Consider the following 26,346-nt stretch of genomic DNA (forward strand, 5'->3'; position numbering starts at 1 on the left):
CGGACGGAGAACCACGGGCCGGCCCCGCCCGTGCGGTGGGGGCCGGATGGGCTGAGGACCCGGGGCCGGGCCCGCCCGTGCGGTGGGGGCCGGATGGACGGAGAACCACGGGCCGGCCCCGCCCGTGCGGTGGGGGCCGGATGGGCTGAGGACCCGGGGCCGGGCCCGCCCGTGCGGTGGGGGCCGGATGGGCGGAGAACCACGGGCCGGGCCCGCCCGTGCGGTGGGGGCCGGACGGGCGGAGAACCAGGGACCGGCCCCGCCCGTGTGCCGGGGGTCGGACGCCGCGCAGGGTGTTCGTCTCGGGCCTACATTGGTCTCACGTCACCGTCGACCGCCCGGAGTGCGTCATGTCGGTCAGCCATACCCTCGAGGCCGATGTCCTGCGGCGGCAGGACCCCGAGCTGGCCGGGATCCTGCTGGGTGAGCTGGAGCGGCAGTCGACGACCTTGCAGTTGATCGCGGCGGAGAACTTCACGTCCCCGGCCGTGCTGGCCGCGCTCGGCTCGCCGCTCGCCAACAAGTACGCGGAGGGGTATCCGGGGGCCCGGCACCACGGTGGCTGCGAGATCGTCGACGTCGCCGAGCGCCTCGCGGTGGAGCGGGCCAAGGCACTGTTCGGGGCCGCGCACGCCAACGTGCAGGCGCACTCGGGGTCGTCGGCCGTGCTCGCCGCCTACGCCGCCCTGCTGCGGCCCGGCGACACCGTCCTCGCCCTCGGCCTGGCCCACGGCGGCCATCTCACCCACGGCTCGCCCGCCAACTTCTCCGGCCGCTGGTTCGACTTCGTCGGGTACGGGGTGGAAGCGGAGACCGGGCTCATCGACCACGACCAGGTGCGGACGCTGGCCCGCGCGCACCGGCCCAAGGCGATCGTGTGCGGGTCCATCGCCTACCCCCGCCACATGGACTACGCCTTCTTCCGCGAGGTCGCCGACGAGGCCGGCGCCTATCTCATCGCCGACGCCGCGCACCCCATCGGGCTCGTCGCCGGGAACGCGGCGCCCAGTCCGGTGCCGTACGCCGACATCGTGTGCGCCACCACCCACAAGGTGCTGCGCGGTCCGCGCGGCGGGATGATCCTGTGCGGCGCCGAACTGGCCGAGCGCGTGGACCGGGCGGTCTTCCCCTTCACCCAGGGCGGTGCACAGATGCACAGCATCGCCGCCAAGGCCGTCGCGTTCGGCGAGGCGGCGACACCGGCGTTCACCGCGTACGCCCACGAGGTGGTCGCCAACGCACGGGTGCTGGCCGCCGCACTCGCCGCCGAGGGCCTCGTCGTGACCACCGGCGGCACCGACACCCACCTGATCACCGCCGACCCGGCCCCGCTCGGCGTCGACGGGCGCACCGCGCGGGGCCGGCTCGCCGCCGCCGGGATGGTCCTGGACTGCTGTGTGCTGCCGCACGGCGACGCACGCGGCCTGCGCCTGGGCACGGCCGCGGTGACCACACAGGGCATGGGCGCCCCGGAGATGACGCGGATCGCCAAGCTGATCGCCGGGGTGCTGCGCGGTGAGACGGATCCCACGGCGGCACGGGACGAGGTGCGCGAAACGGCGGGCACGTTCCCGCCCTATCCAGGCCGTATCCCCGCCGATCGTGGGTAGGCGCACCCGGGTGGACAGCGATGTGCGCCCGGGCACACAGCCACACGTGCAACCATCGTCGCTACCCGTCAGTCCCCACAGTTATGCGCACCTCGCTAGGGTGTGGGGCTGAGATGGCCAGCGAGACAAGTGGGGTTGCCCGTGCGTGAATACCTGCTGACGCTCTGCATCACGGCCGCGGTGACGTACCTGCTGACAGGGCCGGTACGGAAGTTCGCGATCGTGGCCGGAGCGATGCCGGAGATCAGGGCCCGAGACGTACACCGGGAACCCACTCCGCGGCTCGGCGGGATCGCGATGTTCTTCGGACTGTGCGCGGGCCTGCTGGTCGCCGACCACCTGACGAACCTCAACGAGGTGTTCGCGAAGTCGAACGAGCCGCGGGCGCTGCTCTCCGGGGCCGCCCTGATCTGGCTGATCGGCGTCCTGGACGACAAGTTCGAGATCGACGCCCTGATCAAGCTGGGCGGCCAGATGATCGCCGCCGGTGTGATGGTCATGCAGGGTCTGACGATCCTGTGGCTGCCCATCCCCGGCGTCGGCAACGTGGCGCTGACCCAGTGGCAGGGCACGCTGCTGACGGTGGCGCTGGTCGTCATCACGATCAACGCGGTCAACTTCGTCGACGGTCTCGACGGCCTCGCCTCCGGCATGGTCTGCATCGCCGCCGCCGCGTTCTTCCTGTACGCCTACCGGATCTGGTACTCGTACGGCATCGAGGCCGCCGCCCCCGGCACCCTGTTCGCGGCGATCCTCATCGGCATGTGCGTGGGCTTCCTGCCGCACAACATGCACCCGGCGCGGATCTTCATGGGCGACTCGGGCTCGATGCTGATCGGCCTGGTGCTGTCGGCGGGCGCGATCTCCATCACCGGGCAGGTCGACCCGGACGCGCTGGCCCTGTTCACCGGCTCCGAGAAGGCGGCCGTGCACCAGACGGTGCCCGTCTACATCCCGCTGCTGCTGCCGCTGACCATCATCGCCGTGCCGGCCGCCGACCTGGTGCTGGCGATCGTGCGCCGCACCTGGCGCGGCCAGTCGCCGTTCGCCGCCGACCGCGGCCACCTGCACCACCGGCTGCTGGAGATCGGCCACTCGCACAGCCGGGCCGTGCTGATCATGTACTTCTGGTCGGCGCTGATCGCCTTCGGCGCGCTCGCCTACTCCGTGAACTCCGCCTCGATGTGGATCGTGCTCGGGGTGGTCTTCCTCAGCGCGATCGGCCTGGTGCTGCTCCTGCTGCCGCGCTTCACCCCGCGTGCCCCGCGCTGGGCCGAGCACTTCGTGCCGCCGCGTTACCGGCGCCGCCGGGCGGCCGCAACGCACGTGCGGGCACTGGCCGTTGAGGCCGACGGCGAGGCCCGGGACGCGTCCCACGAGGATGCCGGGGAACCCGCCGCGAAGCCTGCCGCGAACCCCGCCACGAAGCCTGCTCCGGTGAGCGCGGGAGTGACCCGGGTCAACGGTGCGACCGCCATCGGAGCCCGTTCCCGCTTCCATGTCGGCGACGGCTCAAGGTAAGAATCTGACTAGAGCATTGCCAAGTCGTGGGGGTAGAAAGCCCCCTAATACCAGACAAATGGGCCCGGTTTTTGCGCAGACGTGCACTGTCACTCTCATGTGTGACAGCAAGCACACCCAACAGGTAAAGACCTCATCAAATAGTTTGTGATACGGTTCACGAGAACCCCGGATAGAGACGAAGGACCGCAGTGCGACGGTCCGGGACCGTGAGGTCTCCAGCACTCGGACCGGGACTACGCTCGTCCATGACGACACCCTGCCCCCTGTGAAAGCGGAGTTGCCGCCATGCCGTCCAATGACGTCCGGATCCTGGCCCAGGCCGCCGTGCCCACGGCTGTCGTCGGTGCGCTCGCCACCGTCGTCAGCGGTGTGGTCGCCGGCGGCAAAGGCGCGATCGGGGCGGTCGTCGCGACGCTTGTGGTGATCCTCTTCATGGGGATCGGGCTCTACGTGCTCCAGCGCACCGCCAAATCGCTTCCGCACTTGTTCCAGGCGATGGGGCTGATGCTCTACGCGGCGCAGCTCCTGCTGATGTTCGTCTTCGTCGCCGCGTTCAAGAACACGACGCTGTTCCACCCCCGGGCCTTCGCCCTCACGCTCGTCGTCGGCACCCTGACCTGGATCGCCGCGCAGACGCGCGCCCATATGAACGCCAAGATCCTCTACGTCGAGCCCGACTCGAGCACTTCTCCGAACGGTGACAAGCCCGAGAAAACAGGGCACTCGTCGTGAGAGGTAGGCCCGGGATAAAGGCGCACGAGAGATCCTGCTATCGTCCGGTGCCAACTGCGGCATCGCGGGCGCGGGCATCCGAGCTGACGCCTGTTCACACGCGAGGCGAGATGCCCCCCAGCCGCCCCCACATCCGTAACACCAGTCCCGTGCCGAACCGCGGCTCCGTGCCGCGCCGACACAACGAGGTTGCCGTACCCATGCGCCACGATGAAGGAGCCCGCAGTGAGTGCTGACGCGACGCAGTCGCTCGCTTTCGACTCGAGCTGCCACCTGTTCAACGGGTGCGGTTTCGACACCGTCGCTCCGGGCCTGAACTCGTTCCTCTTCAAGCCGCTCTGGGGCGACACCGAGGGCGTCTACTTCAACAAGCCGATGCTGCTGGCCCTGCTGGGCTCCATCATCGTGGTGGGCTTCTTCTGGGCCGCGTTCGGCAAGCCCAAGGTCGTCCCGGGCAAGCTGCAGATGGTCGCCGAGGCCGGGTACGACTTCATCCGCCGCGGTGTCGTCTACGAGACCATCGGCAAGAAGGAAGGCGAGAAGTACGTCCCGCTCGTCGTCTCGCTCTTCTTCTTCATCTGGATGATGAACCTCTGGTCGATCATCCCGGTCGCCCAGTTCCCGGTGACGTCGATCATCGCCTACCCGGCCGTCCTGGCCGCGATCGTCTACCTCGTGTGGGTTCCGCTCACGTTCAAGCGGCACGGTTTCGTCGGCGCCTGGAAGAACATCACCGGCTACGACAAGTCGCTCGGCGGGGTGCTGCCGCTCGCGATGACCATCGAGTTCTTCTCGAACCTGCTGGTGCGGCCCTTCACCCACGCGGTGCGACTCTTCGCGAACATGTTCGCCGGTCACACGCTGCTCGTGCTCTTCACGGTCGCCAGCTGGTACATGCTGAACGGCATCGGCATCGCCTACTCCGGTGTCTCGTTCATCATGACGATCGTCATGACCGCCTTCGAGCTGTTCATCCAGGCCGTCCAGGCGTACGTCTTCGTCCTGCTGACCTGCTCCTACATCCAGGGCGCACTCGCCGAGCACCACTGAGCACCCCTGCTCCGCACCCCAAAGCCGTCCGGTGGCCAACCCCCACCGGTCCGTAAAGAAAAGGAAGAACTGGCATGTCCCAGACCCTTGCCGCTGTCACTGGCTCGCTCAGCTCCGTCGGTTACGGCCTGGCCGCCATCGGCCCCGGTGTCGGCGTCGGCATCATCTTCGGCAACGGCACCCAGGCTCTCGCCCGTCAGCCCGAGGCGGCCGGTCTGATCCGCGCCAACCAGATCCTGGGCTTCGCGTTCTGTGAGGCGCTGGCCCTGATCGGCCTCGTCATGCCGTTCGTCTACAAGTAAGACGAACGACAGCCCTAATCGACGAAAGGCACTGAGATGACCCACTCATGGGTTCAGTTTGCGGCGGAACAGGAGAACCCCCTGGTTCCGCCGTGGCCGGAGCTCGTCATCGGCCTGATCGCCTTCGTCATCGTCTTCGGCTTCCTCGCCAAGAAGCTCCTCCCGAACATCAACAAGGTTCTGGACGAGCGTCGCGAGGCCATCGAGGGCGGTATCGAGAAGGCCGAGGCCGCGCAGACCGAGGCCCAGAGCGTCCTTGAGCAGTACAAGGCACAGCTCGCCGAGGCCCGCCACGAGGCCGCGCGCCTGCGCCAGGAGGCTCAGGAGCAGGGCGCCACGCTCATCGCCGAGATGCGCGCGGAAGGCCAGCGGCAGCGTGAGGAGATCATCGCCGCCGGTCACGCCCAGATCGAGGCCGACCGCAAGGCCGCCTCGTCCGCGCTCCGTCAGGACGTCGGCAAGCTCGCCACCGACCTGGCCGGCAAGCTCGTCGGCGAGTCCCTCGAGGACCACGCCCGCCAGAGCCGTGTGATCGACCGCTTCCTCGACGAGCTCGAGGAGAAGGCAGAGGCGACTCGATGACAGCGCACGGAGCGAGCCGCGAGGCACTCGCCGCCGCCCGGGAGCGTCTCGACGCACTGACGGACGCCACGTCCGTGGACGCGACGCAGCTGGCCGACCAGCTGGCTGCCGTCACGGCGCTGCTCGACCGCGAGGTCGGACTGCGCCGGGTCCTGACCGACCCGGCGCAGTCCGGTGAGGCGAAGGCCACCCTGGTCCAGCGCCTGATCGGCGGCCAGGTCAGCGGCGCCACCGCGGACCTGGTGTCCGGCCTGGTGCGCTCCCGCTGGTCGCAGACCCGCGATCTGGTGGACGCGCTGGAGGAGCTGGCGGCCATCGCCGACCTCACCGCCGCACAGCAGGCGGGCACGCTCGACGACGTCGAGGACGAGCTGTTCCGGTTCGGCCGGATCGTCTCCTCGAACACCGAGCTGCGCGCCGCGCTGACCGACCGGAAGGCCACCACCGCCGCCAAGGTCGAGCTGCTGCACCGGCTGCTCGGCGGCCGGGCCAAGGCGACCACCGAGCGCCTGGTGACGCGCCTTGTGACCGCGCCGCGGGGACGTAGCCTGGAGGCGGGACTCGAGTCCCTGTCCAAGCTCGCCGCCGAGCGGCGGGACCGGGCGGTCGCCGTGGTCACCTCGGCGGTGCCGCTGAGCGACCCGCAGAAGCAGCGCCTGGGCGCCGCCCTCGCGAAGCTCTACGGCCGCCGGATGCACCTCAACCTGGACGTCGACCCCGAGGTCGTCGGCGGGATCCGGGTGCAGGTCGGTGACGAGGTCATCAACGGCTCCCTCGCGGACCGGCTCGAAGACGCCGCCCGCCGCATGGCGAGCTAGCCGCAACTCAACAGCAAGACGTACACGACGGCCCTGGTTGGGCCGTGCAGAGGATTCACCTCTTATTGGGGGGAGTCCCCCAACCCCCCAAGTGAAACTTCGGGCCCAACAAGGAGAGCAGGGAACCCAGATGGCGGAGCTCACGATCCGGCCGGAGGAGATCCGGGACGCGCTGGAGAACTTCGTCCAGTCGTACCAGCCGGACGCGGCCTCGCGCGAGGAGGTCGGCACGGTCACCTTTGCCGGCGACGGCATCGCCAAGGTGGAGGGTCTTCCCTCCGCCATGGCCAACGAGCTGCTGAAGTTCGAGGACGGCACCCTCGGCCTCGCCCTCAACCTCGAGGAGCGCGAGATCGGTGCCATCGTCCTCGGTGAGTTCAGCGGTATCGAGGAGGGGCAGCCGGTCACCCGTACCGGTGAGGTTCTCTCCGTCGGAGTGGGCGAGGGTTACCTCGGCCGCGTCGTCGACCCGCTCGGCAACCCGATCGACGGCCTCGGCGAGATCGAGACGTCCGGCCGCCGCGCCCTCGAGCTGCAGGCTCCGGGCGTCATGGCCCGTAAGTCGGTGCACGAGCCGATGGAGACCGGCTACAAGGCCGTCGACGCGATGACCCCGATCGGCCGTGGTCAGCGTCAGCTGATCATCGGTGACCGCCAGACCGGCAAGACCGCCCTGGCCATCGACACGATCATCAACCAGCGCGACAACTGGCGCTCGGGCGACCCGAAGAAGCAGGTCCGCTGCATCTACGTCGCCATCGGCCAGAAGGGTTCCACCATCGCCGGCGTGCGCCGCGCGCTGGAGGAGAACGGCGCCCTGGAGTACACGACCATCGTCGCCGCCCCGGCGTCCGACCCGGCCGGCTTCAAGTACCTTGCGCCGTACACCGGTTCGGCCATCGGCCAGCAGTGGATGTACGACGGCAAGCACGTCCTCATCATCTTCGACGACCTGTCGAAGCAGGCCGACGCCTACCGCGCCGTGTCCCTGCTGCTGCGCCGCCCGCCGGGCCGTGAGGCCTACCCGGGTGACGTCTTCTACCTGCACTCCCGGCTGCTGGAGCGCTGCGCCAAGCTCTCCGACGAGATGGGCGCCGGCTCGATGACCGGTCTGCCGATCGTCGAGACCAAGGCCAACGACGTCTCGGCGTTCATCCCGACCAACGTCATCTCCATCACCGACGGCCAGTGCTTCCTGGAGTCCGACCTGTTCAACGCCGGCCAGCGTCCGGCCCTGAACGTCGGTATCTCGGTCTCCCGGGTCGGTGGCTCCGCCCAGCACAAGGCGATGCGCCAGGTCTCCGGCCGACTGCGCGTGGACCTCGCCCAGTTCCGTGAGCTCGAGGCGTTCGCCGCCTTCGGTTCCGACCTGGACGCCGCGTCCAAGGCGCAGCTCGAGCGCGGCCAGCGCATGGTCGAGCTGCTGAAGCAGGCCCAGTACGAGCCGATGGCCACCGAGGACCAGGTCGTCTCCGTGTGGGCCGGCACCACCGGCAAGATGGACGACGTCCCGGTCGCCGACATCCGCCGCTTCGAGCGCGAGCTGCTCGAGCACCTGCACCGCAAGGAGCAGGGCCTCATGACCTCCATCAAGGAGGGCGGCAAGATGTCCGACGACACCCTGACGGCCATCGCCGACGCCATCGCGGAGTTCAAGAAGCAGTTCGAGACGTCGGACGGCAAGCTGCTCGGCGAGGACGCCCCGGCCACCTCCGGCAAGTGACGACGGAAGGGACCTGACTCATGGGAGCCCAGCTCCGGGTCTACAAGCGTCGCATCCGATCCGTCTCCGCGACCAAGAAGATCACGAAGGCGATGGAGATGATCGCCGCCTCGCGCGTCGTCAAGGCGCAGCGCAAGGTGGCGGCCTCCACGCCGTACGCGACCGAGCTCACCCGAGCGGTCACGGCGGTCGGTACCGGTTCGAACACCAGGCACCCGCTCACCACGGAGGCGGACAACCCGGTCCGTGCCGCGGTCCTGCTCCTCACGAGCGACCGCGGTCTGGCCGGCGCCTTCAACTCCAACGCCATCAAGGCGGCGGAGCAGCTGACCGAGCGCCTGGAGCGCGAGGGCAAGGAGGTCGACACCTACATCGTCGGCCGCCGCGGTGTCGCCCACTACAACTTCCGCGAGCGCAAGATCGCGGAGTCGTGGACCGGCTTCACCGACGAGCCCTCGTACGCGGACGCCAAGAAGGTCGCGGCGCCGCTGATCGAGGCGATCGAGACGGAGACGGCGGATGGCGGCGTGGACGAACTCCACATCGTCTACACCGAGTTCGTCTCGATGATGACGCAGACGGCGCTCGACGCCCGGCTGCTGCCGCTGCGCCTCGAAGAGGTGGCGGAGGAGAAGCCGCAGGGCGAGATCCTTCCGCTGTACGACTTCGAGCCGTCGGCCGAGGACGTCCTCGACGCCCTGCTGCCGCGGTACGTCGAGAGCCGTATCTACAACGCGCTGCTCCAGTCGGCCGCCTCCAAGCACGCCGCCACGCGGCGCGCGATGAAGTCGGCCACGGACAACGCCGGTGAGCTCATCGAGACGCTCACCCGGCTTGCCAACCAGGCCCGCCAGGCCGAAATCACCCAGGAAATCAGCGAGATCGTCGGTGGCGCGAGCGCTCTCGCCGACGCGACCGCGGGGAGTGACCGCTAATGACCACCACTGTTGAGACCGCGACGGCTACGGGCCGCGTCGCCCGGGTCATCGGCCCGGTCGTCGACGTGGAGTTCCCCGTCGACGCGATGCCGGACATCTACAACGCCCTGCACGTCGAGGTCGCGGACCCGGCGAACGCGGGCGAGAGGAAGACGCTGACCCTGGAGGTCGCCCAGCACCTGGGTGACGGCCTGGTCCGCGCGATCTCCATGCAGCCCACCGACGGCCTGGTCCGCCAGGCCCCGGTCGTCAACACCGGCGAGGGCATCACCGTCCCGGTCGGCGACTTCACCAAGGGCAAGGTGTTCAACACCCTCGGCGAGGTGCTGAACGTCGACGAGTCCTACGACGGCGAGCGCTGGTCCATCCACCGCAAGGCCCCGGCGTTCGACCAGCTCGAGTCGAAGACCGAGATGTTCGAGACCGGCCTGAAGGTCGTCGACCTGCTGACCCCGTACGTCAAGGGCGGCAAGATCGGTCTGTTCGGTGGCGCCGGTGTCGGCAAGACCGTGCTGATCCAGGAAATGATCATGCGTGTCGCCAACCTCCACGAGGGCGTCTCCGTCTTCGCGGGCGTCGGTGAGCGCACCCGTGAGGGCAACGACCTCATCCAGGAGATGGAGGAGTCCGGCGTCCTCGACAAGACCGCGCTGGTCTTCGGTCAGATGGACGAGCCCCCGGGCACCCGTCTGCGCGTCGCCCTGGCCGGTCTGACGATGGCGGAGTACTTCCGCGACGTCCAGAAGCAGGACGTGCTGTTCTTCATCGACAACATCTTCCGCTTCACCCAGGCCGGTTCCGAGGTCTCCACGCTGCTCGGCCGTATGCCGTCCGCGGTGGGTTACCAGCCGAACCTGGCGGACGAGATGGGTCAGCTCCAGGAGCGCATCACCTCGACCCGCGGTCACTCGATCACCTCGATGCAGGCGATCTACGTCCCCGCGGACGACCTGACCGACCCGGCGCCGGCCACCACCTTCGCCCACCTCGACGCGACGACGGTGCTCTCCCGTCCGATCTCGGAGAAGGGCATCTACCCGGCCGTGGACCCGCTGGACTCCACGTCCCGGATCCTGGACCCGCGCTACATCGCGCAGGACCACTACAACGCGGCCATGCGCGTGAAGACGATCCTGCAGAAGTACAAGGACCTGCAGGACATCATCGCGATCCTCGGTATCGACGAGCTCGGCGAGGAGGACAAGCTCGTCGTCCACCGTGCCCGTCGTGTGGAGCGCTTCCTGTCCCAGAACACCCACGCCGCCAAGCAGTTCACCGGCGTGGACGGCTCGGACGTCCCGCTGGACGAGTCGATCGCCGCGTTCAACGCGATCTGCGACGGTGAGTACGACCACTTCCCCGAGCAGGCGTTCTTCATGTGCGGTGGCCTCGAGGACCTGCGCAAGAACGCCAAGGAGCTGGGCGTCTCCTGACCCCCGCGCTCGCTGTGAGAGGGGCGGGGGCGCACCCTGCGGGGTGTGGTCCTGCCCCTCTCGCCACGCCTACTAGAATTGACCCCAACACCCGGCACTACCGCCGGGTGGTGACCCGAGGAGCCTCCCTTGGCTGCTGAGCTGCACGTCGAGCTGGTCGCCGCCGACCGCCAGGTCTGGTCCGGCGGGGCCACCCTGGTCGTCGCGCGCACCACGTCCGGCGACATCGGCGTCATGCCCGGTCACCAGCCGCTGCTCGGTGTGCTGGAGTCGGGCCCGGTGACCATCCGTACGAGTGATGGTGGAACGGTCGTCGCCGCGGTGCACGGCGGTTTCGTCTCGTTCGCGGACAACAAGCTGTCGTTGCTGGCCGAGACCGCCGAGCTGTCGGACGAGATCGATGTCCAGCGCGAGGAGCGCGAGCTCGAGCGCGCGAAGGCGGAGGGTGACGCCACCGCCGAGCGCCGTGCGGACGTCCGACTGCGCGCGGCGGCGGCGCGCTGAATCCAGTACGCCGTGTGATGACGTAACTCAGCCGCGGCTGGGACCGGAGTGATCCGGTGCCGGTCGCGGCTGAGGTGAATCCGGGTGTTTTTTACGTTCCGTTACCTAGGAGACGAGGAGGTCGGTGCCGGTGGTCCTCGCTCTGACTGTGTGCGGGATCGTGGTCGCGCTAGTGGTGGTCGGACTGTTCCTGTTCGGTCTGCGCCGCAGGCTGATCCAGCGCTCCGGCGGCACCTTCGACTGCTCCCTGCGCTGGGACCTGCCGGAGAAACCCGACACGGGCGGCAAGGGCTGGAGCTACGGCGTCGCCCGCTACAACGGCGACCGCATCGAGTGGTACCGCGTCTTCTCGTACGCCTACCGCCCGCGCCGCGTCCTGGAACGGGCGCAGATCGAGGTGTCCGGCCGCCGTCTTCCCGAGGGCGAGGAGGAGCTGGCCCTGCTCTCCGACGCCGTCGTCCTGGCCTGTACGCACCGGGGCACGCGCCTGGAACTCGCCATGAGCGAGGACGCGCTGACCGGTTTCCTCGCCTGGCTGGAGGCGGCTCCGCCCGGTCAGCGTGTCAACGTGGCCTAGCGAATCCTCTTACGAAAGCCCGCTGTTGATGGCGCTCACCAGCTCACCGCTCGCGGTGTCTCCGCTGAACTCCCAGAAGAACGCGCCGCCCAGACCCTGCGACTTGGCCCACGCCATCTTGGTCCCGATGGTGGCCGGGGTGTCGTAGGACCACCAGTTGCCGCCGCAGTGGGCGTACGCCGTGCCCGCGACGGTGCCGGTGACCGGGCAGGACGTCCTGAGCACCTTGTAGTCCTCGATGCCCTGCTCGTACGTACCGGCCGCCGGTCCCGTGGCCGTGCCGCCGGGGGCGTCCTGGGTGACGCCGGTCCAGCCGCGACCGTAGAAGCCGATGCCGATGAGCAGCTTGCTCGCGGGCACGCCCTTGGCCTTGTACTTGGCGATCGCGTCGGCCGTGGTGAAGCCGGCCTTCGGGATGCCGCTGTACGAGGTCAGCGGGGAGTGCGGGGCGGTGGGGCCCTGGGCGTCCCAGGCGCCGAAGAAGTCGTACGTCATCACGTTGTACCAGTCGACGGAAGCCGAGGCGCCCGCGTAGTCGGCCGCGTCGATCTTGCCGCCGGAGGAGCCGTCGGCGGTGACCGCCGCGGTGACCAGGTTCTTCGAGCCGAACTTGGCGCGCAGCGCGGCCAGTACGTTCTTGAAGGCCGCGGCCCCGCTGGTGTCGCAGCTCAGGCCGCAGGCGTTCGGGTACTCCCAGTCGATGTCGATGCCGTCGAAGACGTCGGCCCAGCGCGGGTCCTCGACCAGGTCGTAGCAGGACTGCGCGAAGGCGGCGGGGTTCTTCGCCGCGTCCGCGAAACCGCCGGACCAGGTCCAGCCGCCGAAGGACCACAGCACCTTGAGCTTCGGGTACTTGGCCTTCAGCTCGCGCAGCTGGTTGAAGTTGCCGCGCAGCGGCTGGTCCCAGGTGTCGGCGACCCCGCTGACGGACTGGTCGGCGGTGAAGGCCTTGTCGTAGTCGGCGTAGGAGTCGCCGATCGCGCACTTGCCGCCGGTGACGTTGCCGAAGGCGTAGTTGATGTGCGTGATCTTCGACGCGGAGCCGGACGTCACCAGATTCTTGACGTTGTAGTTGCGTCCGTAGATGCCCCACTCGGTGAAGTACCCGAGCTTGACCTTGCTGCCGCCGGTGGGCGGGGGAGTGGTGCCGCCGGTGGTGTGCACGGCGACCGCGCCGCTGACCGGGCCGGTCTGGTCGGCGGTGTCGCGGGCCTGGACGGTGTAGGAGTAGTCGGTGCCGGCGCTCAGGCCGGTGTCGGTGTACGAGGTGCCGGTCACGGTGGCGACCTTCGACCCGTCCCGCAGGACGTCGTAGTTCTTGACGCCCTTGTCGTCGGTGGCCGCGCTCCAGCCGAGCGTCACCGAGGTGTCGGTGATGTTCGAGGCGGTCGGTGTGCCGGGCGCGGAGGGGGCCGCGTCGCCGGGGACCGTCGTGCCGTCGCAGCTGTCGCCGTTCAGTTTGCAGTTGGAGGGGGAGCCGGAGCCCGCGCCGTTGAAGCCGAAGGAGACGGAGGCGCCGGGGGCGAGGGTGCCGTTGTAGGACTTGTTCTTGGCGGTCCAGTGGGTGCCGGAGGACGTGACGTCGGCGTCCCAGGCGGAGGTGACCGACGTGCCGGAGGGGAAGTCCCACTCGACGGTCCAGGAGCTGATGGCCGTGGTGCCGGTGTTCTTCACCGTCCACCTGCCCTCGAAGCCGGTGCCCCAGTCCTGCGTCTTGGCGTAGGTGGCGGTGGCGGTCGTCGCGGCCTGGGCGGGGCCGGCGAGGCCGACCAGTCCTGCCATGGGGAGCAACAAGGTCGCCAACCCTGCCGCGGCTCTGTGTGCGAAGCGCATGCTGCGCCTCCTCTGTGGGGATGTCAGGGGCATGACTGAGCCTTCATGCCCACGGTGTCGCGAGAATAGAAAGGTCTGGACCATCGGTCAATAGGTCTGGACCACTCGGTCCCGTGCTGCGCTAGAGCCCCAACTCCTGAGCCAGAACGGCCGCTTGGACCCGGCTGCGTAGCTCCAGCTTCGCCAGCAGCCGGCTCACGTGGGTCTTCACGGTCCCCTCGGCCATCTCCAGCCGCGCCGCGATCTGGGCGTTCGACAGCCCCTCACCGACGCACGCCAGCACCTCGCGCTCCCGGCGCGTCAACGCCTCCAGCACCGCCGGTTCGACGGACGGCTCCCGCACCGGCCGGGCGGCGAACTCGGAGATCAGCCGCCGGGTGACCGCCGGGGCGACGATCCCCTCCCCGCGCGCCACCGTCCGTACGGCCTCCAGCAGGTCCCTCGCCTCCGCGTTCTTCAGCAGGAAGCCGGCCGCCCCGGCCCGCAGTGCCCCGAAGACGTACGCGTCGAGGTCGAAGGTGGTCAGTACGAGCACGTCCGCGAGCCCCTCCGCCACCACCTCCCGGGTCGCCGACACCCCGTCGAGCCGGGGCATCTGCACGTCCATCAGCACCAGGTCCGGCCGGAGTTCCCGGGCCAGGGCCACCGCCTCCCGGCCGTCCGCCGCCTCCCCGACCACCTCGATGTCGGGCGCGGTGCCCAGGATGAGCACCAGTCCGGAGCGGACGGCCGACTGGTCCTCGGCGACCAGTACACGGATCACTCGGGGTCTCCTCCGGTCACGGGAAGGGCGGCGCGTACGGTCCACCGCGCGCCTTCGGGCCCGGCTTCGAAGCTGCCGCCCAGCAGCGTGGCCCGCTCCCGCATCCCGGCCAGGCCGGCGCCGGAGCCGGGTGCGCGGGGCCGGCCACCGTCGCCGTACGGGCTGGTCACGCGGACCAGCAGGGTACTGTCGGCCTGCTCGAGGACCACGTGCACGCGGCCCCGCGCGGCATGCTTGAGCGCGTTGGTCAGCGATTCCTGCACGATCCGGTAGGCGGCCAGCCCGACCGGGGCGGGCACCCGGCCGGGGTCGGCGTCCAGCCGGACGTCGAGGCCGTTGGCGCGGGCGCCGTCGACCAGGGCGTCGAGGCCGTCCAGGGTCGGGGTCGCGGCCGGCGCGTCGTCCCGCTCGCGGAGGATCTCGATCAGCCGCCGCATCTCGGCGAGCCCCGCCACGCTGTTCTCGCGGATGACGGACAGGGCCTTGTTCGAGGTGTCCGGGTCGTCGAGGGACAGCGCGGCCGTGGAGTGGATGGCGATCGCCGACAGGTGGCCCGCGACCATGTCGTGCAACTCCCGTGCCATCCGCGCCCGTTCGGCGGTGACCGCCTGGACCCGGTCCATCTCGGCGAGCAGTGCGGTCTGCTCGGCGCGCAGCCGGGCGGCCTCGGCGGCTTCGCGGTGATTGCGCACGACCCAGCCGGTCTCGGCGGGGGCGAGCGCCACGACACCGACGCCGACGCCGATCAGCAGTCCCTGCGGGTCGCGCCACAGCGCGGCCGGCACCACTCCGCCGATGACCGTGAGCAGCCCGGTGATCCACGGGATGCGGCGGGCGGAGGCGGCGCTGCCGTACAGGACGGCCGCGTACACCAGGTCGGTGTACATCACGACCGTGGCGATGCTGCCCCGGGTCACCGTGTCCGCGGCCAGCGCCGCCGTGCCGATCAGCAGTCCGGTCCGGGGCCGGGTGCGGCGCAGCGGCTCGCAGGCGGCGGTCACGGCCAGCGGCACCAGGGCCGCCCAGCGCTCGGGCCACAGCACCAGGCCGTCCGCGGGCACCCGCGGAAAGATGCCGAGCCCCCACAGCAGCAGCCCCCCGAGCAGCCCGCCCACGGCGATGAACACGTCGTCGCGGTGCGGACGGGGGAGCGGCATGGGCATGGCCCCATCCAACACGGGCCACGCAGTGCCCGCGTGCTCCTCCCGAAGGGTTTCCGGCTGCATCTTTCGATTACCGCGGATTCGTCACCGGCGACGACGACCCGCGCGGCCGTCCGGGCGAGCCTGGTGGGGTGAGCGAAGGGAGCGAGCCGTGATCGTCGGACTGGTCGTCGCCTGCGAGGTGGCCTTCTGGGTGCTGCTGGCCGCGGGGCTGGTGTTCCGCTACGCCTTCCGGATGCCCCGAACGGGCCTCGCGCTGCTGCTGTGCGAACCGCTCCTGGAGGTCGTGCTGTTCGTCGTCACGGCGATCGACCTGAAGAACGGCGCCGAGCCCGACTGGCGGCACGGCCTCGCAGCCGTGTACATCGGCTTCACCGTCGGCCTCGGTCACTCCACGATCAAGTGGGCGGACGCCCGGGTCGCCCACCGTTTCGCGGGCGGTCCGCCTCCCGTCCGGCCCCCGAAGTACGGCACGGCCCGCGCCGTCCACGAATGGAGGGTCGCGGGCCGCTGGATCCTGGCCTCACTGGTCGCGCTCGGGTTGCTCCAGGCCGCGGTCTGGTACGTGGGCGGCGACGGTGACATCGGCTCGCTACGGGAGTGGCAGCAGCGGATGCTGTGGCTGATCGGCATCAACGTGGTCATCGCCGCGAGCTACACAGTGTTCCCGAAGCGGGAGCCGGCGCGCCGACGCTGAGGCCTCCAGCCGCCCGAAGTGCGTACATTGGCGGCATGGACGACCCCGTATCCGAGACGGAGTACGACGCGCTGGAGGAAGCCGCCGACGCACTGCTCGCACGCAAGGCCATGCGGACCCTGAGCGAGGAGGGCGACGCGCCGCGTGCCTCGCTCGCGGACGTGCTGGCGGACATTCTCGGACCGCCCTCCCCAGGCGCGGCGTAAGCAGGCCCCGAACCGGCGAGGCGAGAGCTAGCGCTCCCCGCCCGGCACCCACAGCACGTCCCCCGTCTCCTTGTTCGCCGTGCGGGCCAGGATGAACAGCAGGTCGGAGAGGCGGTTGAGGTAGGTGGCCGTGAGCGGGTTCATCACCTCGCCGTGGGCCTCGAGGGCGGCCCAGGTCGAGCGCTCGGCCCGGCGCACGACCGTGCACGCCTGGTGCAGCAGGGCCGCGCCCGGTGTGCCGCCCGGGAGGATGAACGACCGCAGCTTCTCCAGCTGCTCGTTGAAGCGGTCGCAGTCCGCCTCCAGCCGGTCGATGTAGAACTGCTCGACCCGCAGCGGCGGGAATCCGGGGTTCTCCACCACCGGCGTCGACAGGTCCGCGCCCACGTCGAACAGGTCGTTCTGGACGCGGGTGAGGACCTTGACGATCTCCTCGTCCAGGTTCCCCAGCGCGACCGCCGTGCCGATCACCGCGTTCGCCTCGTTGGCGTCCGCGTACGCGGAGATCCTGAGGTCGGTCTTGGCGACCCGGCTCATGTCGCCGAGGGCGGTGGTGCCCTGGTCGCCGGTCCTGGTGTAGATGCGCGTCAGATTGACCATGTGGCCAGCCTAATTACGCTCCGGACGTCCGGAAGACCCGTGTGCCCACCGTCACGGCCGGCGCGGCGAAGCCGACGGCCACCAGGGCGCCGTACAGCATGTGCGCGGTGGCGTACGAACCCACGTAGGCGTCGCGCACCGCGTCCACCAGATAGCGGAACGGCATGAAGTGGGAGAGCACATTCAGCCAGGCCGGAGCGAGGGTCATGGGCAGCATCAGGCCGGACAGCAGCATGGACGGCATGGTCAGGGCGTTGATCGTGGGCCCGAACGTCTGCGGGGTGCGGACCTTCATCGCCAGCGCGTACGACAGCGACGCCAGGGAGATCGTCAGCAGCGCGACGAACGCGAAGCCGACGAGGACACCGGCCAGCGGTGCGCGCAGGCCCATGACCACGGCGGCGAGCACCAGCAGCACCGCCTGGAACACGAAGACCGTGGCCTCGCGCAGCACGCGCCCCAGGAGCAGTGCGAGCCGGCTGACCGGAGTCACCCGCATGCGTTCCACCACCCCGTGGCCGTTCTCGATGATGATCGAGAATCCCGCGAAGGCGGCCCCGAACAGGCCGAGTTGGAGCAGCAGCCCGGGCACCAGCAGCTGCCAGGAGCTGCCCCGCCCGCCGAGCGGCAGACCGGTGAGCAGCGGGCCGAAGAACAACAGGTACAGCAGCGGCGTCAGCACGCCGAAGAGCAGTGCGAAGCGGGAGCGCAGGGACTGGCGGAGGTAGCGGCCGTAGATCAGCGCGGTGTCGTGGAGAAGCATCCTGGTGGTCCTATACGGCTACGGGTGCGGTGTCGGCCGGGGCCGGACCGCGACCGGTGATGGCGAGGAAGGTGTCCTGCAGCGAGGCGTCGACCGAGCCGCCGTACCGGAGCTTGAGCGCGCCCGGTGTGCCCTCGGCCGCGACCACGCCCTGGTCGACGATCACCAGCCGGTCGGCGAGGGCGTCCGCCTCGTCGAGGTAGTGAGTGGTGAGGAAGACCGTCGTGCCGAGGTCGTCGCGCAGGCGGCGCACGAGGGCCCACAGGTCGGCGCGGCTGCCGGGGTCGAGGCCCGTGGTCGGTTCGTCGAGGAAGAGGACCTTCGGGCGGTGGGTGAGCCCCATCGCGATGTCCAGACGGCGCCGCTGACCGCCGGAGAGGGCGCCCGCCTTGCGGTCCAGTAACCCGGTGAGGTCCAGGTCGCGGGCCAGCTCCTCGGCCCGCCGCGCCGCCTGGTGCTTCGTCAGCCGGTAGAGGCGGCCCTGGGTGACCAGCTCCTCGTACACGGAGATCTGCGGGTCGACGCCGCCGGACTGGGCCACGTACCCGCATGCCCCGCGCACCCCGGCCGGGTCGGTGGCGAGGTCGTGGCCGGCCACCGTGGCGGTGCCGCCGGTGGGGGTCAGGAGGGTCGTGAGCATCCGGAGCGTGGTGGTCTTGCCGGCGCCGTTGGGGCCGAGGAAGCCGAGGATCTCGCCCTCGCGGACGGTGAGGTCGATGCCGCGCACGGCCTCCACCGGGCCGCGCTTGGTCTGGAAGGTGCGGGCCAGTCCGGCCGCGCTGATGACTGCTGTCATGCCGACCAGAAAAACAGAGACTCTGAAAATTTGCAATGACCCCAAAAATTAAGTGAGCCCAGCGAAGCTAGGATGGGGGCATGGCCGAGGGACTCAGGGAGCGGAAGAAGCGGCAGACCCGGCAGTACATCTCGGATGTCGCCACGGGCCTGTTCGTCGAGCGCGGATTCGACGCGGTGACCGTCGCGGAGATCGCCGAGGCCTCCGACGTCTCCGTCAACACCGTCTACAACTACTTCCCGGCCAAGGAGGACCTCTTCTTCGACCGCTCCAACGGCGTGGTCGACCGGCTGGCCCGCTGGGTGCGCGGCCGCGGCAAGGGGGAGTCGGCCGCCGCGGCCGTCCTGCGGGAACTGCGCGAGGAGGTGAGGGTGGTTTCACCCCGGGTCGGCCTGATGCCTGGATATGCCGACTTCATGCGGGTCATCGAGGAGGCGCCGGCGCTGCGCTCGCGCCTGTGGGCGATCGCCCAGGAGGTCCAGTCGAACCTCGAGGACGCCCTGCGCGAGGAGACCGGCGCGGCGGGCGACGACAAGCTGCCGCACCTGATGGCCGGTCAGATCGGCTGGATCCACAGCACGGCCATGTCGGTCATCCGGTGCGAAATGCTCAAGGGGCGTAATCCGGCCGAAGTGTCACGAGAGGTGCTGGTGCTCCTCGACGACATGGAGGAGTTGTTGAGCGAGAAGGTGCTCAACTACGCCGTCCGAGGCGAGATCTGACCCCTGTCGGTGTGACGTCCGTCAAATGGGACGTGACGCGCATTACTTACCGGTCACACAGCCCCTCACGAGCGCTATGGTCCGCCGAAGAGGCAACCGTAAACAGCGTGTAAGGGGAGTCGGAGTGGCACGGAAGCTCGCCGTCATCGGGGCCGGTCTCATGGGGTCCGGCATCGCCCAGGTCTCCGCTCAGGCGGGCTGGGAGGTCGTCCTGCGGGACGTCACCGACGAGGCACTCAAGCGTGGCACCGACGGCATCAAGGCCTCGTACGACAAGTTCGTCGGCAAGGGCAAGCTGGAGGCGCACGACGCCGACGCGGCCCTCGCCCGCATCACCGCGACCACAGACCTGGACGCCGCCGCCGACGCGGACATCGTCGTCGAGGCCGTCTTCGAGAAGCTCGAAGTGAAGCACGACATCTTCCGCACCCTGGACAAGATCGTGCGCGACGACGCCGTCCTCGCCTCCAACACCTCCGCCATCCCGATCACCAAGATCGCGGCCGTGACGGAGCGCCCGGAGCGCGTCGTCGGTACCCACTTCTTCTCCCCGGTCCCGATGATGCAGCTGTGCGAGCTGGTGCGCGGCTACAAGACCAGCGACGAAACCCTCGCCACCGCGCGGGAGTTCGCCGAGTCCGTCGGCAAGACCTGCATCGTCGTCAACCGGGACGTGGCCGGCTTCGTCACCACCCGGCTCATCTCCGCCCTCGTCGTCGAGGCGGCGAAGCTGTACGAGTCGGGCGTCGCCAGCGCCGAGGACATCGACATCGCCTGCAAGCTGGGCTTCGGCCACGCCATGGGGCCGCTCGCCACGGCCGACCTGACCGGCGTCGACATCCTGCTGCACGCCACCAGCAACATCTACACCGAGTCGCAGGACGAGAAGTTCGCCCCGCCGGAGCTGATGCGCCGGATGGTGGACGCCGGTGACATCGGTCGCAAGAGCGGGCAGGGCTTCTACAAGCACTGAGCTGGCGTCACCCCTGCGGGTGAATTCGGTATCGGTTCGCTCACAGACGGCAACCTCTGACCGACGAACGCCGTCAGAGGTTGCATCACCAGACAACACCGAGCACGAGACGCACTCACGGGGAGCGCATATGTACATCAGGGGCGACCACGCCGAGCTGGTCGTCGGGGGCCGCCTCGACGTCCACAGCGCGGCGGACGCCCGTACGGTCCTGCACTCGGCCGTCGACGACGGAGCCGGCGACCTGGTGCTGGACCTGTCCGAGCTGGAGTTCTGGGACGCCACCGGACTCGGGGTGATCATGGGTGCCCACCGCCGGGCCGGCCGCTGCGGCCGGCGCCTGGTGCTGCGCGGCGTACCGCCGCAGATGCAGCGCCTGCTGGTGGCCACCCGGCTGCACCGGATCCTGGCGATCGAGGGCGGCATCGGCGTGGAGTCGCTGCCCCGGGTGTGACCCCCCGCCCCCCTGTACGGGACGCCCCGTTCCGGGTGTGAAAACGGCGACGCGGGAGACCCGGCGGACGAGCCGAGCCGCACGTCACACGCAATCCTCACGAGATGGTGACGTCTCGGACCGCGCGGCACCCCGGACTGTCGTAGATACTGTGCGAAGGTTTAGGGTTCGGTCGCCCGCTGCCTCGCAACCCTCGAGCGGGACCGGACCAGAAGCGACAGCGCGGTGTGCTAGGCCGGGAGGGGCCGGACACGGGCACACGACGCTTTTGGGGGGCTAGGAAACCTATGGACCCGATCAACCGGGGACCCGGGGAGCACGGCCAGGACACAACGGACGGCAACGCGCCGCGTCAGCGCCCGCCCAGGGATTCCCTCACCACCGACTTCCAGAACGCGCCCGCACTCGCCCGCACGGTGCGGATCGTCACCGGCGACTTCCTGCTCACCGTCAACCCGGTCGACGGCAGCGAGATAGAGCCCTGCCCGCCGGCGGAGCAGCCGGGCAGTCCCGCGAAGCTCGCCGCCGCCGAGCGCGCCGCCTCCGACCGCGCGGCCCGGCCCGCCGTACCGCCCGGCCCGGCCCAGCCGACGCTGCACCTCCTGGAACGCCAGGACGAGCGCGAGCGCCTGGTCCGTCTGCTCGCCCGCGGCCGCTCCGTGCGTCTCACCGGGCCCGCGGGATCCGGCCGCACCGCCCTGCTCGACCTGGTCGCCGAGGACTGCGCGGACCTCGCCCCCGACGGCGTGGTCCGCCTCACCGGCTTCCACCGCACGACGACCGACCTGCTGCACGACCTCTGCCACGCCGTCCACGACGCACCCCTGCACCGCCCCGGCCCGGACGAGTTGCTCGACCTGGTCCGGGAGATCGGCGCGGTCGTCGTCCTGGACGACATCGAGTTCGGCGGCGCGGCCCTCGACGAACTCATCGACGCCACCCCGGAGTGCGCCTTCCTGATCGCCGCCACCCCGGACGTGCCCGCCCCGTCCGCCGACTCGGCGATCGAGGAGGTGTTCCTCGGCGGCCTGGACCGCGCCGGCGGTGTGGAGATCCTCGAACGCGCCGTCGGACGCGTCCTCACCGAGGAGGAGGCCAACTGGGCCGGCGACCTCTGGTTCGAGTCCGAGGGCCTGCCCCTGCGGTTCGTCCAGGCCGGTGCCCTGCTCAGGCAGCGCGACCAGCTGCGCGCCAGCGCGGGCGCCGTGGACGAGTTCGGGGTCTTCGAGGACGTACGGCACCCCGTCGACGCAGCCTTGGGCGCCCCGCTCGACACGGCCGCCGACGACGGCGAGGACATCCCGCTCCCCTCGCTCGGCGAGGCCGCCGCACCCGCACCGCTGCTCGCCGCCCGGCTGAGCGCCTCCGCCCGCGCCACCCTGCGCATCGCCGTCGCGCTCGGCGGCGAGGTCCCGCACCAGGCGCACCTGCCCGCGCTGGTCGGGGACACCCACGCGGACGCCGCCCTGGGCGAACTCGCCGCCTGCGGACTGGTCACCCCGGTCGGCTCCCGCTACCGCCTCGCGACCGGCGTGCAGACCCAGCTGGAGGCCGCCGGATACGCCGACGACGCCGCCGCGAGCGCCCTCGCCGCCGCCCGGCACTACACCTGGTGGGCCGGTCACCCCTCCGTCACACCCGAGAGGGTGTGCGCCGAGGCCGACGCCGTGCTCGCCGCGCTGACCGCCCTGGTGCCGGCCACCGCCGAGTCCGCCGCCCCGCCCGGGCAGGAGGAGCCCTCGTCACCGCCCGAAGACGGGGACGAGAGCGCCTGCGTCCGGCTGGCCCGCACCGCCGCTCCGGCCTTCGCCGCAGGGCTGCACTGGAGCGCCTGGGAGCGCGCGCTGCGCGCCGGAGCCGAGGCCTCCCGACTCGCCGGAGAGGTCGCCGAACAGGCCTACTTCCACCATGAACTGGGCGTCCTCGCCCTGTGCGGCGGACAGCTCGAACGGGCCCGCGCCGAGTTGGAGACCTCCATCGGGCTGCGCGGCGCCCTCGCCGACAAGCGCGGCACCGTCGCCGGCCGCCGTGCCCTCGCCCTGGTCGCCGACCGCGCGGGCGACGTACCCGGGATCGGCGCCATGGCGGGCGAAGAGGTGCCCGACGCGCGCTACGAGGAGCCGGCGTCGCCCCCGCGCGGGACCCCGGCCCCCTTCCCCCAGCTCCAGCTGCCCACCGACGACACACTGGTCACCCACCGGGCCGCGGCGACCGCGCCGCTGCCCAGGGCCCAGGGTGGCGGCGTCCGGCGGCCGGTCCGGCGCAACCTCGTCGCGACCGGTTCCGGCGTACTGCTCGCCGCGGTGCTGGGCACGATCGTGACCCTCGGCATGACCTCGAACGACGACGCGGACAAACCGGCCAAGAACGTGAGCGTCCAGCCGTCCGCGAGCGAGGACACCGAGGGGGGCGACCTGGGTGCGGACACACCGAGGAGGAACGGCGGCGGGGGCGGCGGTGACACCGGCGTGGCGGTGAGCCACCCGACGGACCCCGGCCCGGGCAGCACCGCGGACGATCCGGCGCCCACCGCCACCGGGGCCCAGCCGTCGGACGACCCGAGCGGGACGAAGGGGTCGGGCGGGGACGGTTCGCCGAGCACACCGTCGAAGCCGACGACGACCAAGCCGTCGACGCCGGACTCGAGCCCGCCGAAGACGCCGCCGACCGGTTCTTCGACATCGCCGACGGGTTCGCCGACCGGTTCGACGACCTCGCCGACCGGAACTCCCACGGGCACGGCCACCTCGACCGCCCCGTCCACGACCGACAGCGCCAGCGGTCCCTCCTCCAGCGCCCCCGCCGCGTCCAGCAGTTCGGCGAGCGCCCCCCGGAGCGGAGGCACGGGCCCGCTGATCTGACGTACGTGAGGGCCGGCCCCACCCGGGGTCCGGCCCTCGCCGACGTACGTACGCCCGCACTCCTCAGAACAGCCGCAGTTTGTCGTCCTCGATGCCCCTGAGCGCGTCGTAGTCCAGCACCTGGCAGCCGATGCCGCGGTCCGTGGCGAGGACGCGGGCCTGCGGCTTGATCTCCTGCGCGGCGAAGACGCCGCGGACGGGGGCGAGATGCGGATCGCGGTTCAGCAGTTCGAGGTAACGGGTGAGCTGCTCCACGCCGTCGATCTCGCCGCGCCGCTTGATCTCCACGGCCACCGTTCGGCCCTCGGCGTCCCGGCACAGGATGTCGACCGGGCCGATCGCCGTCATGTACTCGCGCCGGATGAGGGTGTAGCCCTCGCCCAGTGTCTCGATGCGGTCGGCGAGCAGTTCCTGCAGGTGCGCTTCCACGCCGTCCTTGATCAGACCCGGATCCACGCCGAGTTCGTGCGAGGAGTCGTGGAGGACCTCCTCCATGGTGATGATCAGCTTCTCGCCCGCCTTGTTGACGACGGTCCACACGCCCTCGTCCTCACCGGAGCCCTCCTTGAGCGTGCACGGAGGCGACATCCAGTTGAGGGGCTTGTAGGCCCGGTCGTCCGCGTGGATCGAGACGCTGCCGTCCGCCTTGACCAGGATCAGGCGGGGGGCCGAGGGAAGGTGGGCGGTGAGCCGGCCGGCGTAGTCGACCGAGCACCGGGCAATGACGAGACGCATGGTCGGCAACGCTACTCGACGTCCCGCGCCTCACGCGATTCGCCCGCCCGACTCCCGCCACCGCCGTCAACGGGGGAACTCCGGACCGCCCCTTTTGCTTTGGAAACTCTTGTTCATCCCTGGCCGATTGTGAGCCCAACGGGACCGGCCCATGTACGCATTCTCCTGGTGCGGTCACCGTCCGTTGCCTACCGTAGTGAACGGGAGGTCGCGATACGTGTACTGAGCGTGTCCGGTGTCGCGAACGCCCTTGACCTGTCCGGCAACCCCTGCTGTCCGGGGGTGCGAGAGGAGTACCCATGTCGCTCGACGTCTCACCGGCCCTACTCGAACAGGCCGAGCGAGGCGAGGTCGACGAAGCTGCCTTCGTCGACTGCGTCCGGACCTCCCTGCCCTACGCATGGGAGATGATCAGCTCCCTGGTGGCCCAGCTGAAGGTGGACGGCGGAGACTTCGCCGACAACCGGACGCCCCCGCCGGACGAGCAGGCACGCGGTCAGCTGCTGCGCGCGCTCGCCAGTGACGCGATTCGCGGCGCGCTGCAGCGGCACTTCGGTGTGCGACTGGCGTTCCAGAACTGCCACCGGGTGGCGGTGTTCCCGCTCGACGCCTCGGCCGACGAACGACTGGCCCGCTTCACCTCGATACGCGGTCAACTGCTGAACCAGTCCCCGGAACTCAGGGACTGCTGACGCGGAGCCCACCGACCGCTGACGCGAAGCCCACCGACCGCTGAAGCGGGGCCCGCCGACCGCTGAAGCGGAGCCACGAACCGCTGACGCGGTGAACGCTTGCTTGCCGCTCCACCCGCGGGTGCACCCAGCACCGGAGCGGCAAGCCCTCGCCGGCCGGGGAGGCACGGCTCTCAGCGCAGCTGGGGCAGCACCTCGGCACCCAGCCGCCGGACGTTCTCCTCCGTGGCCGCGAGATCACCCGAGCCCTCGACGAGCAGTGCGAAACGGGAGATGCCGGTGCGCTCCGAGGTGGCCGCCAGGCGGTCGGCGCACAGCCGGGGGGAGCCCACCGGGTGCAGCCCGCAGAGCAGTTCGGTGTAGGCCAGGGGGTCGCGCATCGCCCGTACCCGGCCGTCCACCGTCACATGGGCTTCCAGGCCCTGCTTGAGCCAGCCCGGCATCGCCTTCAGCAGGGTCTCCGCCGCGTCGGTGCGCCGGTCCGCGATCTGGCAGACGCCGGCCGACACATGGGCCGCGCCGGCGATCTCCTCCGCCGGCCGTCCGGCCGTCCGTGCGTGCTGCCGCCACAGGGCGACCATCTCGGCCTTCTCCTCGTCCCCGACGTGCATCCCGAGCAGCATCGGCAGTCCGCGCTCGGCCGCCAGCCGCACGGTCGCCGGGGAGGTGCAGGCGACGACGACCTCGGGGCCCGGGGGGGCGTCGAGCGCCTCCGAGGGGCGGGGCACGACGGGGACCTCGCGGAAGGAGAACCGTTCGCCCGACGCCGCCACCGCCGGTTCGCGCAGCCAGCGCACCAGCAGATCGAGTGATTCCGGGAAGCCCTGCTCGTAGGCCTTCAGGCCCGCGCCGAACACCTCCAGATCCACCCACGGCCCCCCGCGCCCCAAACCGAGCGTGAAGCGGCCGCCGCTGGTCACATGCAGCAGCGCGGCCTGCTCGCCCAGGGCGACCGGGTGGGCGGTGGGCAGCACGCTCACCGCCGTGCCGACCCCGATGCGGCTGGTGCGGCCCAGCAGCAGGGCGGCCAGGGTGACCGCGGACGGGCACGTGCCGTACGGGACGAAGTGGTGCTCGGCCAGCCAGACCGCGTCGAGACCCGCCTCCTCGGAAACCTGCGCCGAGCGGACCGCCCGGTGCAGCGCCTCCCCCTGGCCCTGCCCAGGGAACTGGGCGGCCAGCACAAAACTACCTACACGCATTGCTTTTCCTGCTTCCTCGGCTCCGACGCGGAGCTCCCCCACCGGGCATAACCGTGTGACACGTGCCGAGGACACGGCCTGGCGAAGGGATTT

At 70.4% G+C, this 26,346-nt stretch carries 27 protein-coding genes; 19 read left to right on the forward strand and 8 right to left on the reverse strand.

The window, feature by feature from the left end; all coding sequences use genetic code 11:
* The first annotated feature begins 350 nt into the window (after nt 1-350).
* The 12 genes from ACWC21_RS17170 to ACWC21_RS17225 all read left to right on the forward strand — a co-directional run bounded on the left by ACWC21_RS17170 (nt 351) and on the right by ACWC21_RS17225 (nt 11,793).
* Nucleotides 351-1,610 carry a serine hydroxymethyltransferase gene (locus ACWC21_RS17170; protein ID WP_450882534.1) on the forward strand — a complete coding sequence of 420 codons (1,260 nt, stop codon included), beginning with the start codon at nt 351-353 and terminating at the stop codon, nt 1,608-1,610.
* A 141-nt stretch (nt 1,611-1,751) separates the two neighbouring features.
* Nucleotides 1,752-3,131 (forward strand): MraY family glycosyltransferase, encoded by a 1,380-nt coding sequence (locus ACWC21_RS17175; RefSeq protein WP_450882536.1) that lies wholly within the window; start codon nt 1,752-1,754, stop codon nt 3,129-3,131.
* Between the two features lie 288 nt (nt 3,132-3,419).
* Nucleotides 3,420-3,866 (forward strand): hypothetical protein, encoded by a 447-nt coding sequence (locus ACWC21_RS17180; RefSeq protein ID WP_450882538.1) that lies wholly within the window; start codon nt 3,420-3,422, stop codon nt 3,864-3,866.
* Nucleotides 3,867-4,076: 210 nt separating this feature from the next.
* On the forward strand, nt 4,077-4,916 hold the full coding sequence (gene atpB / locus ACWC21_RS17185; protein ID WP_450882540.1) for a F0F1 ATP synthase subunit A: 840 nt from the start codon (nt 4,077-4,079) through the stop codon (nt 4,914-4,916).
* 74 nt (nt 4,917-4,990) lie between these two features.
* Entirely contained in the window at nt 4,991-5,218 is a 228-nt protein-coding gene (gene atpE, locus ACWC21_RS17190) for an ATP synthase F0 subunit C (protein ID WP_285563327.1), read from the forward strand.
* Nucleotides 5,219-5,254: 36 nt separating this feature from the next.
* The gene (locus ACWC21_RS17195; RefSeq protein ID WP_450882542.1) at nt 5,255-5,800 is read left to right on the forward strand and encodes a F0F1 ATP synthase subunit B; all 546 of its coding nucleotides are present in this window, start codon (nt 5,255-5,257) and stop codon (nt 5,798-5,800) included.
* The gene (locus ACWC21_RS17200; protein WP_450882544.1) at nt 5,797-6,618 is read left to right on the forward strand and encodes a F0F1 ATP synthase subunit delta; all 822 of its coding nucleotides are present in this window, start codon (nt 5,797-5,799) and stop codon (nt 6,616-6,618) included. The genes ACWC21_RS17195 and ACWC21_RS17200 overlap by 4 nt, the downstream gene beginning before the upstream one ends.
* A gap of 130 nt (nt 6,619-6,748) precedes the next feature.
* Nucleotides 6,749-8,341, forward strand: a complete 1,593-nt coding sequence (gene atpA / locus ACWC21_RS17205; RefSeq protein WP_450882546.1) for a F0F1 ATP synthase subunit alpha — start codon at nt 6,749-6,751, stop codon at nt 8,339-8,341.
* A 20-nt stretch (nt 8,342-8,361) separates the two neighbouring features.
* Nucleotides 8,362-9,276, forward strand: a complete 915-nt coding sequence (locus tag ACWC21_RS17210; RefSeq protein WP_450882548.1) for a F0F1 ATP synthase subunit gamma — start codon at nt 8,362-8,364, stop codon at nt 9,274-9,276.
* Complete coding sequence (gene atpD / locus ACWC21_RS17215; RefSeq protein ID WP_450882550.1) at nt 9,276-10,712, forward strand: F0F1 ATP synthase subunit beta; 1,437 nt, start codon at nt 9,276-9,278, stop codon at nt 10,710-10,712. Before ACWC21_RS17210 ends, atpD begins: the two co-directional genes overlap by 1 nt.
* Nucleotides 10,713-10,841: 129 nt before the next feature.
* Nucleotides 10,842-11,216: a F0F1 ATP synthase subunit epsilon gene (locus tag ACWC21_RS17220; RefSeq protein ID WP_450882552.1), complete on the forward strand. Its 375-nt coding sequence runs from the start codon at nt 10,842-10,844 to the stop codon at nt 11,214-11,216.
* Nucleotides 11,217-11,346: 130 nt separating this feature from the next.
* Entirely contained in the window at nt 11,347-11,793 is a 447-nt protein-coding gene (locus tag ACWC21_RS17225) for a DUF2550 domain-containing protein (protein WP_450882554.1), read from the forward strand.
* A 9-nt stretch (nt 11,794-11,802) separates the two neighbouring features.
* On the opposite strand, the gene ACWC21_RS17230 is transcribed toward ACWC21_RS17225, so the two are convergent.
* The 3 genes from ACWC21_RS17230 to ACWC21_RS17240 all read right to left on the reverse strand — a co-directional run bounded on the left by ACWC21_RS17230 (nt 11,803) and on the right by ACWC21_RS17240 (nt 15,552).
* Nucleotides 11,803-13,626 carry a glycosyl hydrolase family 18 protein gene (locus ACWC21_RS17230; RefSeq protein WP_450882556.1) on the reverse strand — a complete coding sequence of 608 codons (1,824 nt, stop codon included), beginning with the start codon at nt 13,624-13,626 and terminating at the stop codon, nt 11,803-11,805.
* Nucleotides 13,627-13,747: 121 nt separating this feature from the next.
* Complete coding sequence (locus ACWC21_RS17235; protein WP_450882557.1) at nt 13,748-14,389, reverse strand: response regulator; 642 nt, start codon at nt 14,387-14,389, stop codon at nt 13,748-13,750.
* Nucleotides 14,386-15,552 (reverse strand): sensor histidine kinase, encoded by a 1,167-nt coding sequence (locus tag ACWC21_RS17240; RefSeq protein ID WP_450882559.1) that lies wholly within the window; start codon nt 15,550-15,552, stop codon nt 14,386-14,388. Before ACWC21_RS17240 ends, ACWC21_RS17235 begins: the two co-directional genes overlap by 4 nt.
* A gap of 151 nt (nt 15,553-15,703) precedes the next feature.
* On the opposite strand from ACWC21_RS17240, the gene ACWC21_RS17245 reads away from it, so the two are divergent.
* Together ACWC21_RS17245 and ACWC21_RS17250 are read left to right on the forward strand one after the other, a co-directional pair.
* Complete coding sequence (locus ACWC21_RS17245; protein WP_450882561.1) at nt 15,704-16,249, forward strand: hypothetical protein; 546 nt, start codon at nt 15,704-15,706, stop codon at nt 16,247-16,249.
* 35 nt (nt 16,250-16,284) lie between these two features.
* Complete coding sequence (locus tag ACWC21_RS17250; protein ID WP_450882563.1) at nt 16,285-16,455, forward strand: hypothetical protein; 171 nt, start codon at nt 16,285-16,287, stop codon at nt 16,453-16,455.
* Nucleotides 16,456-16,482: 27 nt separating this feature from the next.
* On the opposite strand, the gene ACWC21_RS17255 is transcribed toward ACWC21_RS17250, so the two are convergent.
* Genes ACWC21_RS17255 through ACWC21_RS17265 form a run of 3 tightly spaced genes read right to left on the reverse strand, consistent with a single transcriptional unit; the run spans nt 16,483 to nt 18,614 of the window.
* A complete protein-coding gene (locus ACWC21_RS17255; protein WP_450882565.1) occupies nt 16,483-17,055 on the reverse strand; it encodes a cob(I)yrinic acid a,c-diamide adenosyltransferase in 573 nt (190 codons plus the stop codon).
* Between the two features lie 13 nt (nt 17,056-17,068).
* Nucleotides 17,069-17,818 (reverse strand): ABC transporter permease, encoded by a 750-nt coding sequence (locus ACWC21_RS17260; protein WP_450882567.1) that lies wholly within the window; start codon nt 17,816-17,818, stop codon nt 17,069-17,071.
* Nucleotides 17,819-17,828: 10 nt separating this feature from the next.
* Nucleotides 17,829-18,614 carry an ABC transporter ATP-binding protein gene (locus tag ACWC21_RS17265; RefSeq protein WP_450882569.1) on the reverse strand — a complete coding sequence of 262 codons (786 nt, stop codon included), beginning with the start codon at nt 18,612-18,614 and terminating at the stop codon, nt 17,829-17,831.
* 80 nt (nt 18,615-18,694) lie between these two features.
* Here ACWC21_RS17265 and ACWC21_RS17270 point away from each other — a divergent pair, with 80 nt between their 5' ends.
* From ACWC21_RS17270 to ACWC21_RS17285, 4 genes are all read left to right on the forward strand, one after another.
* Nucleotides 18,695-19,336: a TetR/AcrR family transcriptional regulator gene (locus tag ACWC21_RS17270; protein WP_450882571.1), complete on the forward strand. Its 642-nt coding sequence runs from the start codon at nt 18,695-18,697 to the stop codon at nt 19,334-19,336.
* Between the two features lie 124 nt (nt 19,337-19,460).
* Nucleotides 19,461-20,309 (forward strand): 3-hydroxyacyl-CoA dehydrogenase family protein, encoded by an 849-nt coding sequence (locus ACWC21_RS17275; RefSeq protein WP_450882573.1) that lies wholly within the window; start codon nt 19,461-19,463, stop codon nt 20,307-20,309.
* Nucleotides 20,310-20,439: 130 nt separating this feature from the next.
* Nucleotides 20,440-20,763, forward strand: coding sequence for an STAS domain-containing protein (locus ACWC21_RS17280; protein ID WP_388802037.1), 324 nt, complete (start codon nt 20,440-20,442; stop codon nt 20,761-20,763).
* Between the two features lie 287 nt (nt 20,764-21,050).
* Nucleotides 21,051-23,624: an ATP-binding protein gene (locus ACWC21_RS17285; protein ID WP_450882575.1), complete on the forward strand. Its 2,574-nt coding sequence runs from the start codon at nt 21,051-21,053 to the stop codon at nt 23,622-23,624.
* A gap of 63 nt (nt 23,625-23,687) precedes the next feature.
* Here ACWC21_RS17285 and nucS read toward each other — a convergent pair whose 3' ends face one another.
* Nucleotides 23,688-24,359 carry an endonuclease NucS gene (nucS, locus tag ACWC21_RS17290; protein ID WP_450882577.1) on the reverse strand — a complete coding sequence of 224 codons (672 nt, stop codon included), beginning with the start codon at nt 24,357-24,359 and terminating at the stop codon, nt 23,688-23,690.
* 299 nt (nt 24,360-24,658) lie between these two features.
* On the opposite strand from nucS, the gene ACWC21_RS17295 reads away from it, so the two are divergent.
* Nucleotides 24,659-25,051, forward strand: a complete 393-nt coding sequence (locus tag ACWC21_RS17295) for an SCO5389 family protein (RefSeq protein ID WP_388802045.1) — start codon at nt 24,659-24,661, stop codon at nt 25,049-25,051.
* 173 nt (nt 25,052-25,224) lie between these two features.
* Here ACWC21_RS17295 and ACWC21_RS17300 read toward each other — a convergent pair whose 3' ends face one another.
* Nucleotides 25,225-26,253, reverse strand: coding sequence for an LLM class flavin-dependent oxidoreductase (locus ACWC21_RS17300; protein WP_450882579.1), 1,029 nt, complete (start codon nt 26,251-26,253; stop codon nt 25,225-25,227).
* Nucleotides 26,254-26,346: the final 93 nt, after the last annotated feature.

The sequence above is a fragment of the Streptomyces sp. NPDC001348 genome, from assembly GCF_053597535.1.

Bases quoted from the DNA above. Each gene is read 5' to 3' on its own strand.
- ACWC21_RS17170 (WP_450882534.1), top strand. From the start codon at position 351: ATGTCGGTCAGCCATACCCTCGAGGCCGATGTCCTGCGGCGGCAGGAC.
- ACWC21_RS17180 (WP_450882538.1), top strand. From the start codon at position 3,420: ATGCCGTCCAATGACGTCCGGATCCTGGCCCAGGCCGCCGTGCCCACG.
- atpB (WP_450882540.1), top strand. From the start codon at position 4,077: ATGAAGGAGCCCGCAGTGAGTGCTGACGCGACGCAGTCGCTCGCTTTC.
- atpE (WP_285563327.1), top strand. From the start codon at position 4,991: ATGTCCCAGACCCTTGCCGCTGTCACTGGCTCGCTCAGCTCCGTCGGT.
- ACWC21_RS17195 (WP_450882542.1), top strand. From the start codon at position 5,255: ATGACCCACTCATGGGTTCAGTTTGCGGCGGAACAGGAGAACCCCCTG.
- ACWC21_RS17200 (WP_450882544.1), top strand. From the start codon at position 5,797: ATGACAGCGCACGGAGCGAGCCGCGAGGCACTCGCCGCCGCCCGGGAG.
- atpA (WP_450882546.1), top strand. From the start codon at position 6,749: ATGGCGGAGCTCACGATCCGGCCGGAGGAGATCCGGGACGCGCTGGAG.
- ACWC21_RS17210 (WP_450882548.1), top strand. From the start codon at position 8,362: ATGGGAGCCCAGCTCCGGGTCTACAAGCGTCGCATCCGATCCGTCTCC.
- atpD (WP_450882550.1), top strand. From the start codon at position 9,276: ATGACCACCACTGTTGAGACCGCGACGGCTACGGGCCGCGTCGCCCGG.
- ACWC21_RS17230 (WP_450882556.1), bottom strand. From the start codon at position 13,626: ATGCGCTTCGCACACAGAGCCGCGGCAGGGTTGGCGACCTTGTTGCTC.
- ACWC21_RS17240 (WP_450882559.1), bottom strand. From the start codon at position 15,552: ATGCCCATGCCGCTCCCCCGTCCGCACCGCGACGACGTGTTCATCGCC.
- ACWC21_RS17250 (WP_450882563.1), top strand. From the start codon at position 16,285: ATGGACGACCCCGTATCCGAGACGGAGTACGACGCGCTGGAGGAAGCC.
- ACWC21_RS17255 (WP_450882565.1), bottom strand. From the start codon at position 17,055: ATGGTCAATCTGACGCGCATCTACACCAGGACCGGCGACCAGGGCACC.
- ACWC21_RS17260 (WP_450882567.1), bottom strand. From the start codon at position 17,818: ATGCTTCTCCACGACACCGCGCTGATCTACGGCCGCTACCTCCGCCAG.
- ACWC21_RS17265 (WP_450882569.1), bottom strand. From the start codon at position 18,614: ATGACAGCAGTCATCAGCGCGGCCGGACTGGCCCGCACCTTCCAGACC.
- ACWC21_RS17270 (WP_450882571.1), top strand. From the start codon at position 18,695: ATGGCCGAGGGACTCAGGGAGCGGAAGAAGCGGCAGACCCGGCAGTAC.
- ACWC21_RS17280 (WP_388802037.1), top strand. From the start codon at position 20,440: ATGTACATCAGGGGCGACCACGCCGAGCTGGTCGTCGGGGGCCGCCTC.
- ACWC21_RS17285 (WP_450882575.1), top strand. From the start codon at position 21,051: ATGGACCCGATCAACCGGGGACCCGGGGAGCACGGCCAGGACACAACG.
- nucS (WP_450882577.1), bottom strand. From the start codon at position 24,359: ATGCGTCTCGTCATTGCCCGGTGCTCGGTCGACTACGCCGGCCGGCTC.
- ACWC21_RS17295 (WP_388802045.1), top strand. From the start codon at position 24,659: ATGTCGCTCGACGTCTCACCGGCCCTACTCGAACAGGCCGAGCGAGGC.
- ACWC21_RS17300 (WP_450882579.1), bottom strand. From the start codon at position 26,253: ATGCGTGTAGGTAGTTTTGTGCTGGCCGCCCAGTTCCCTGGGCAGGGC.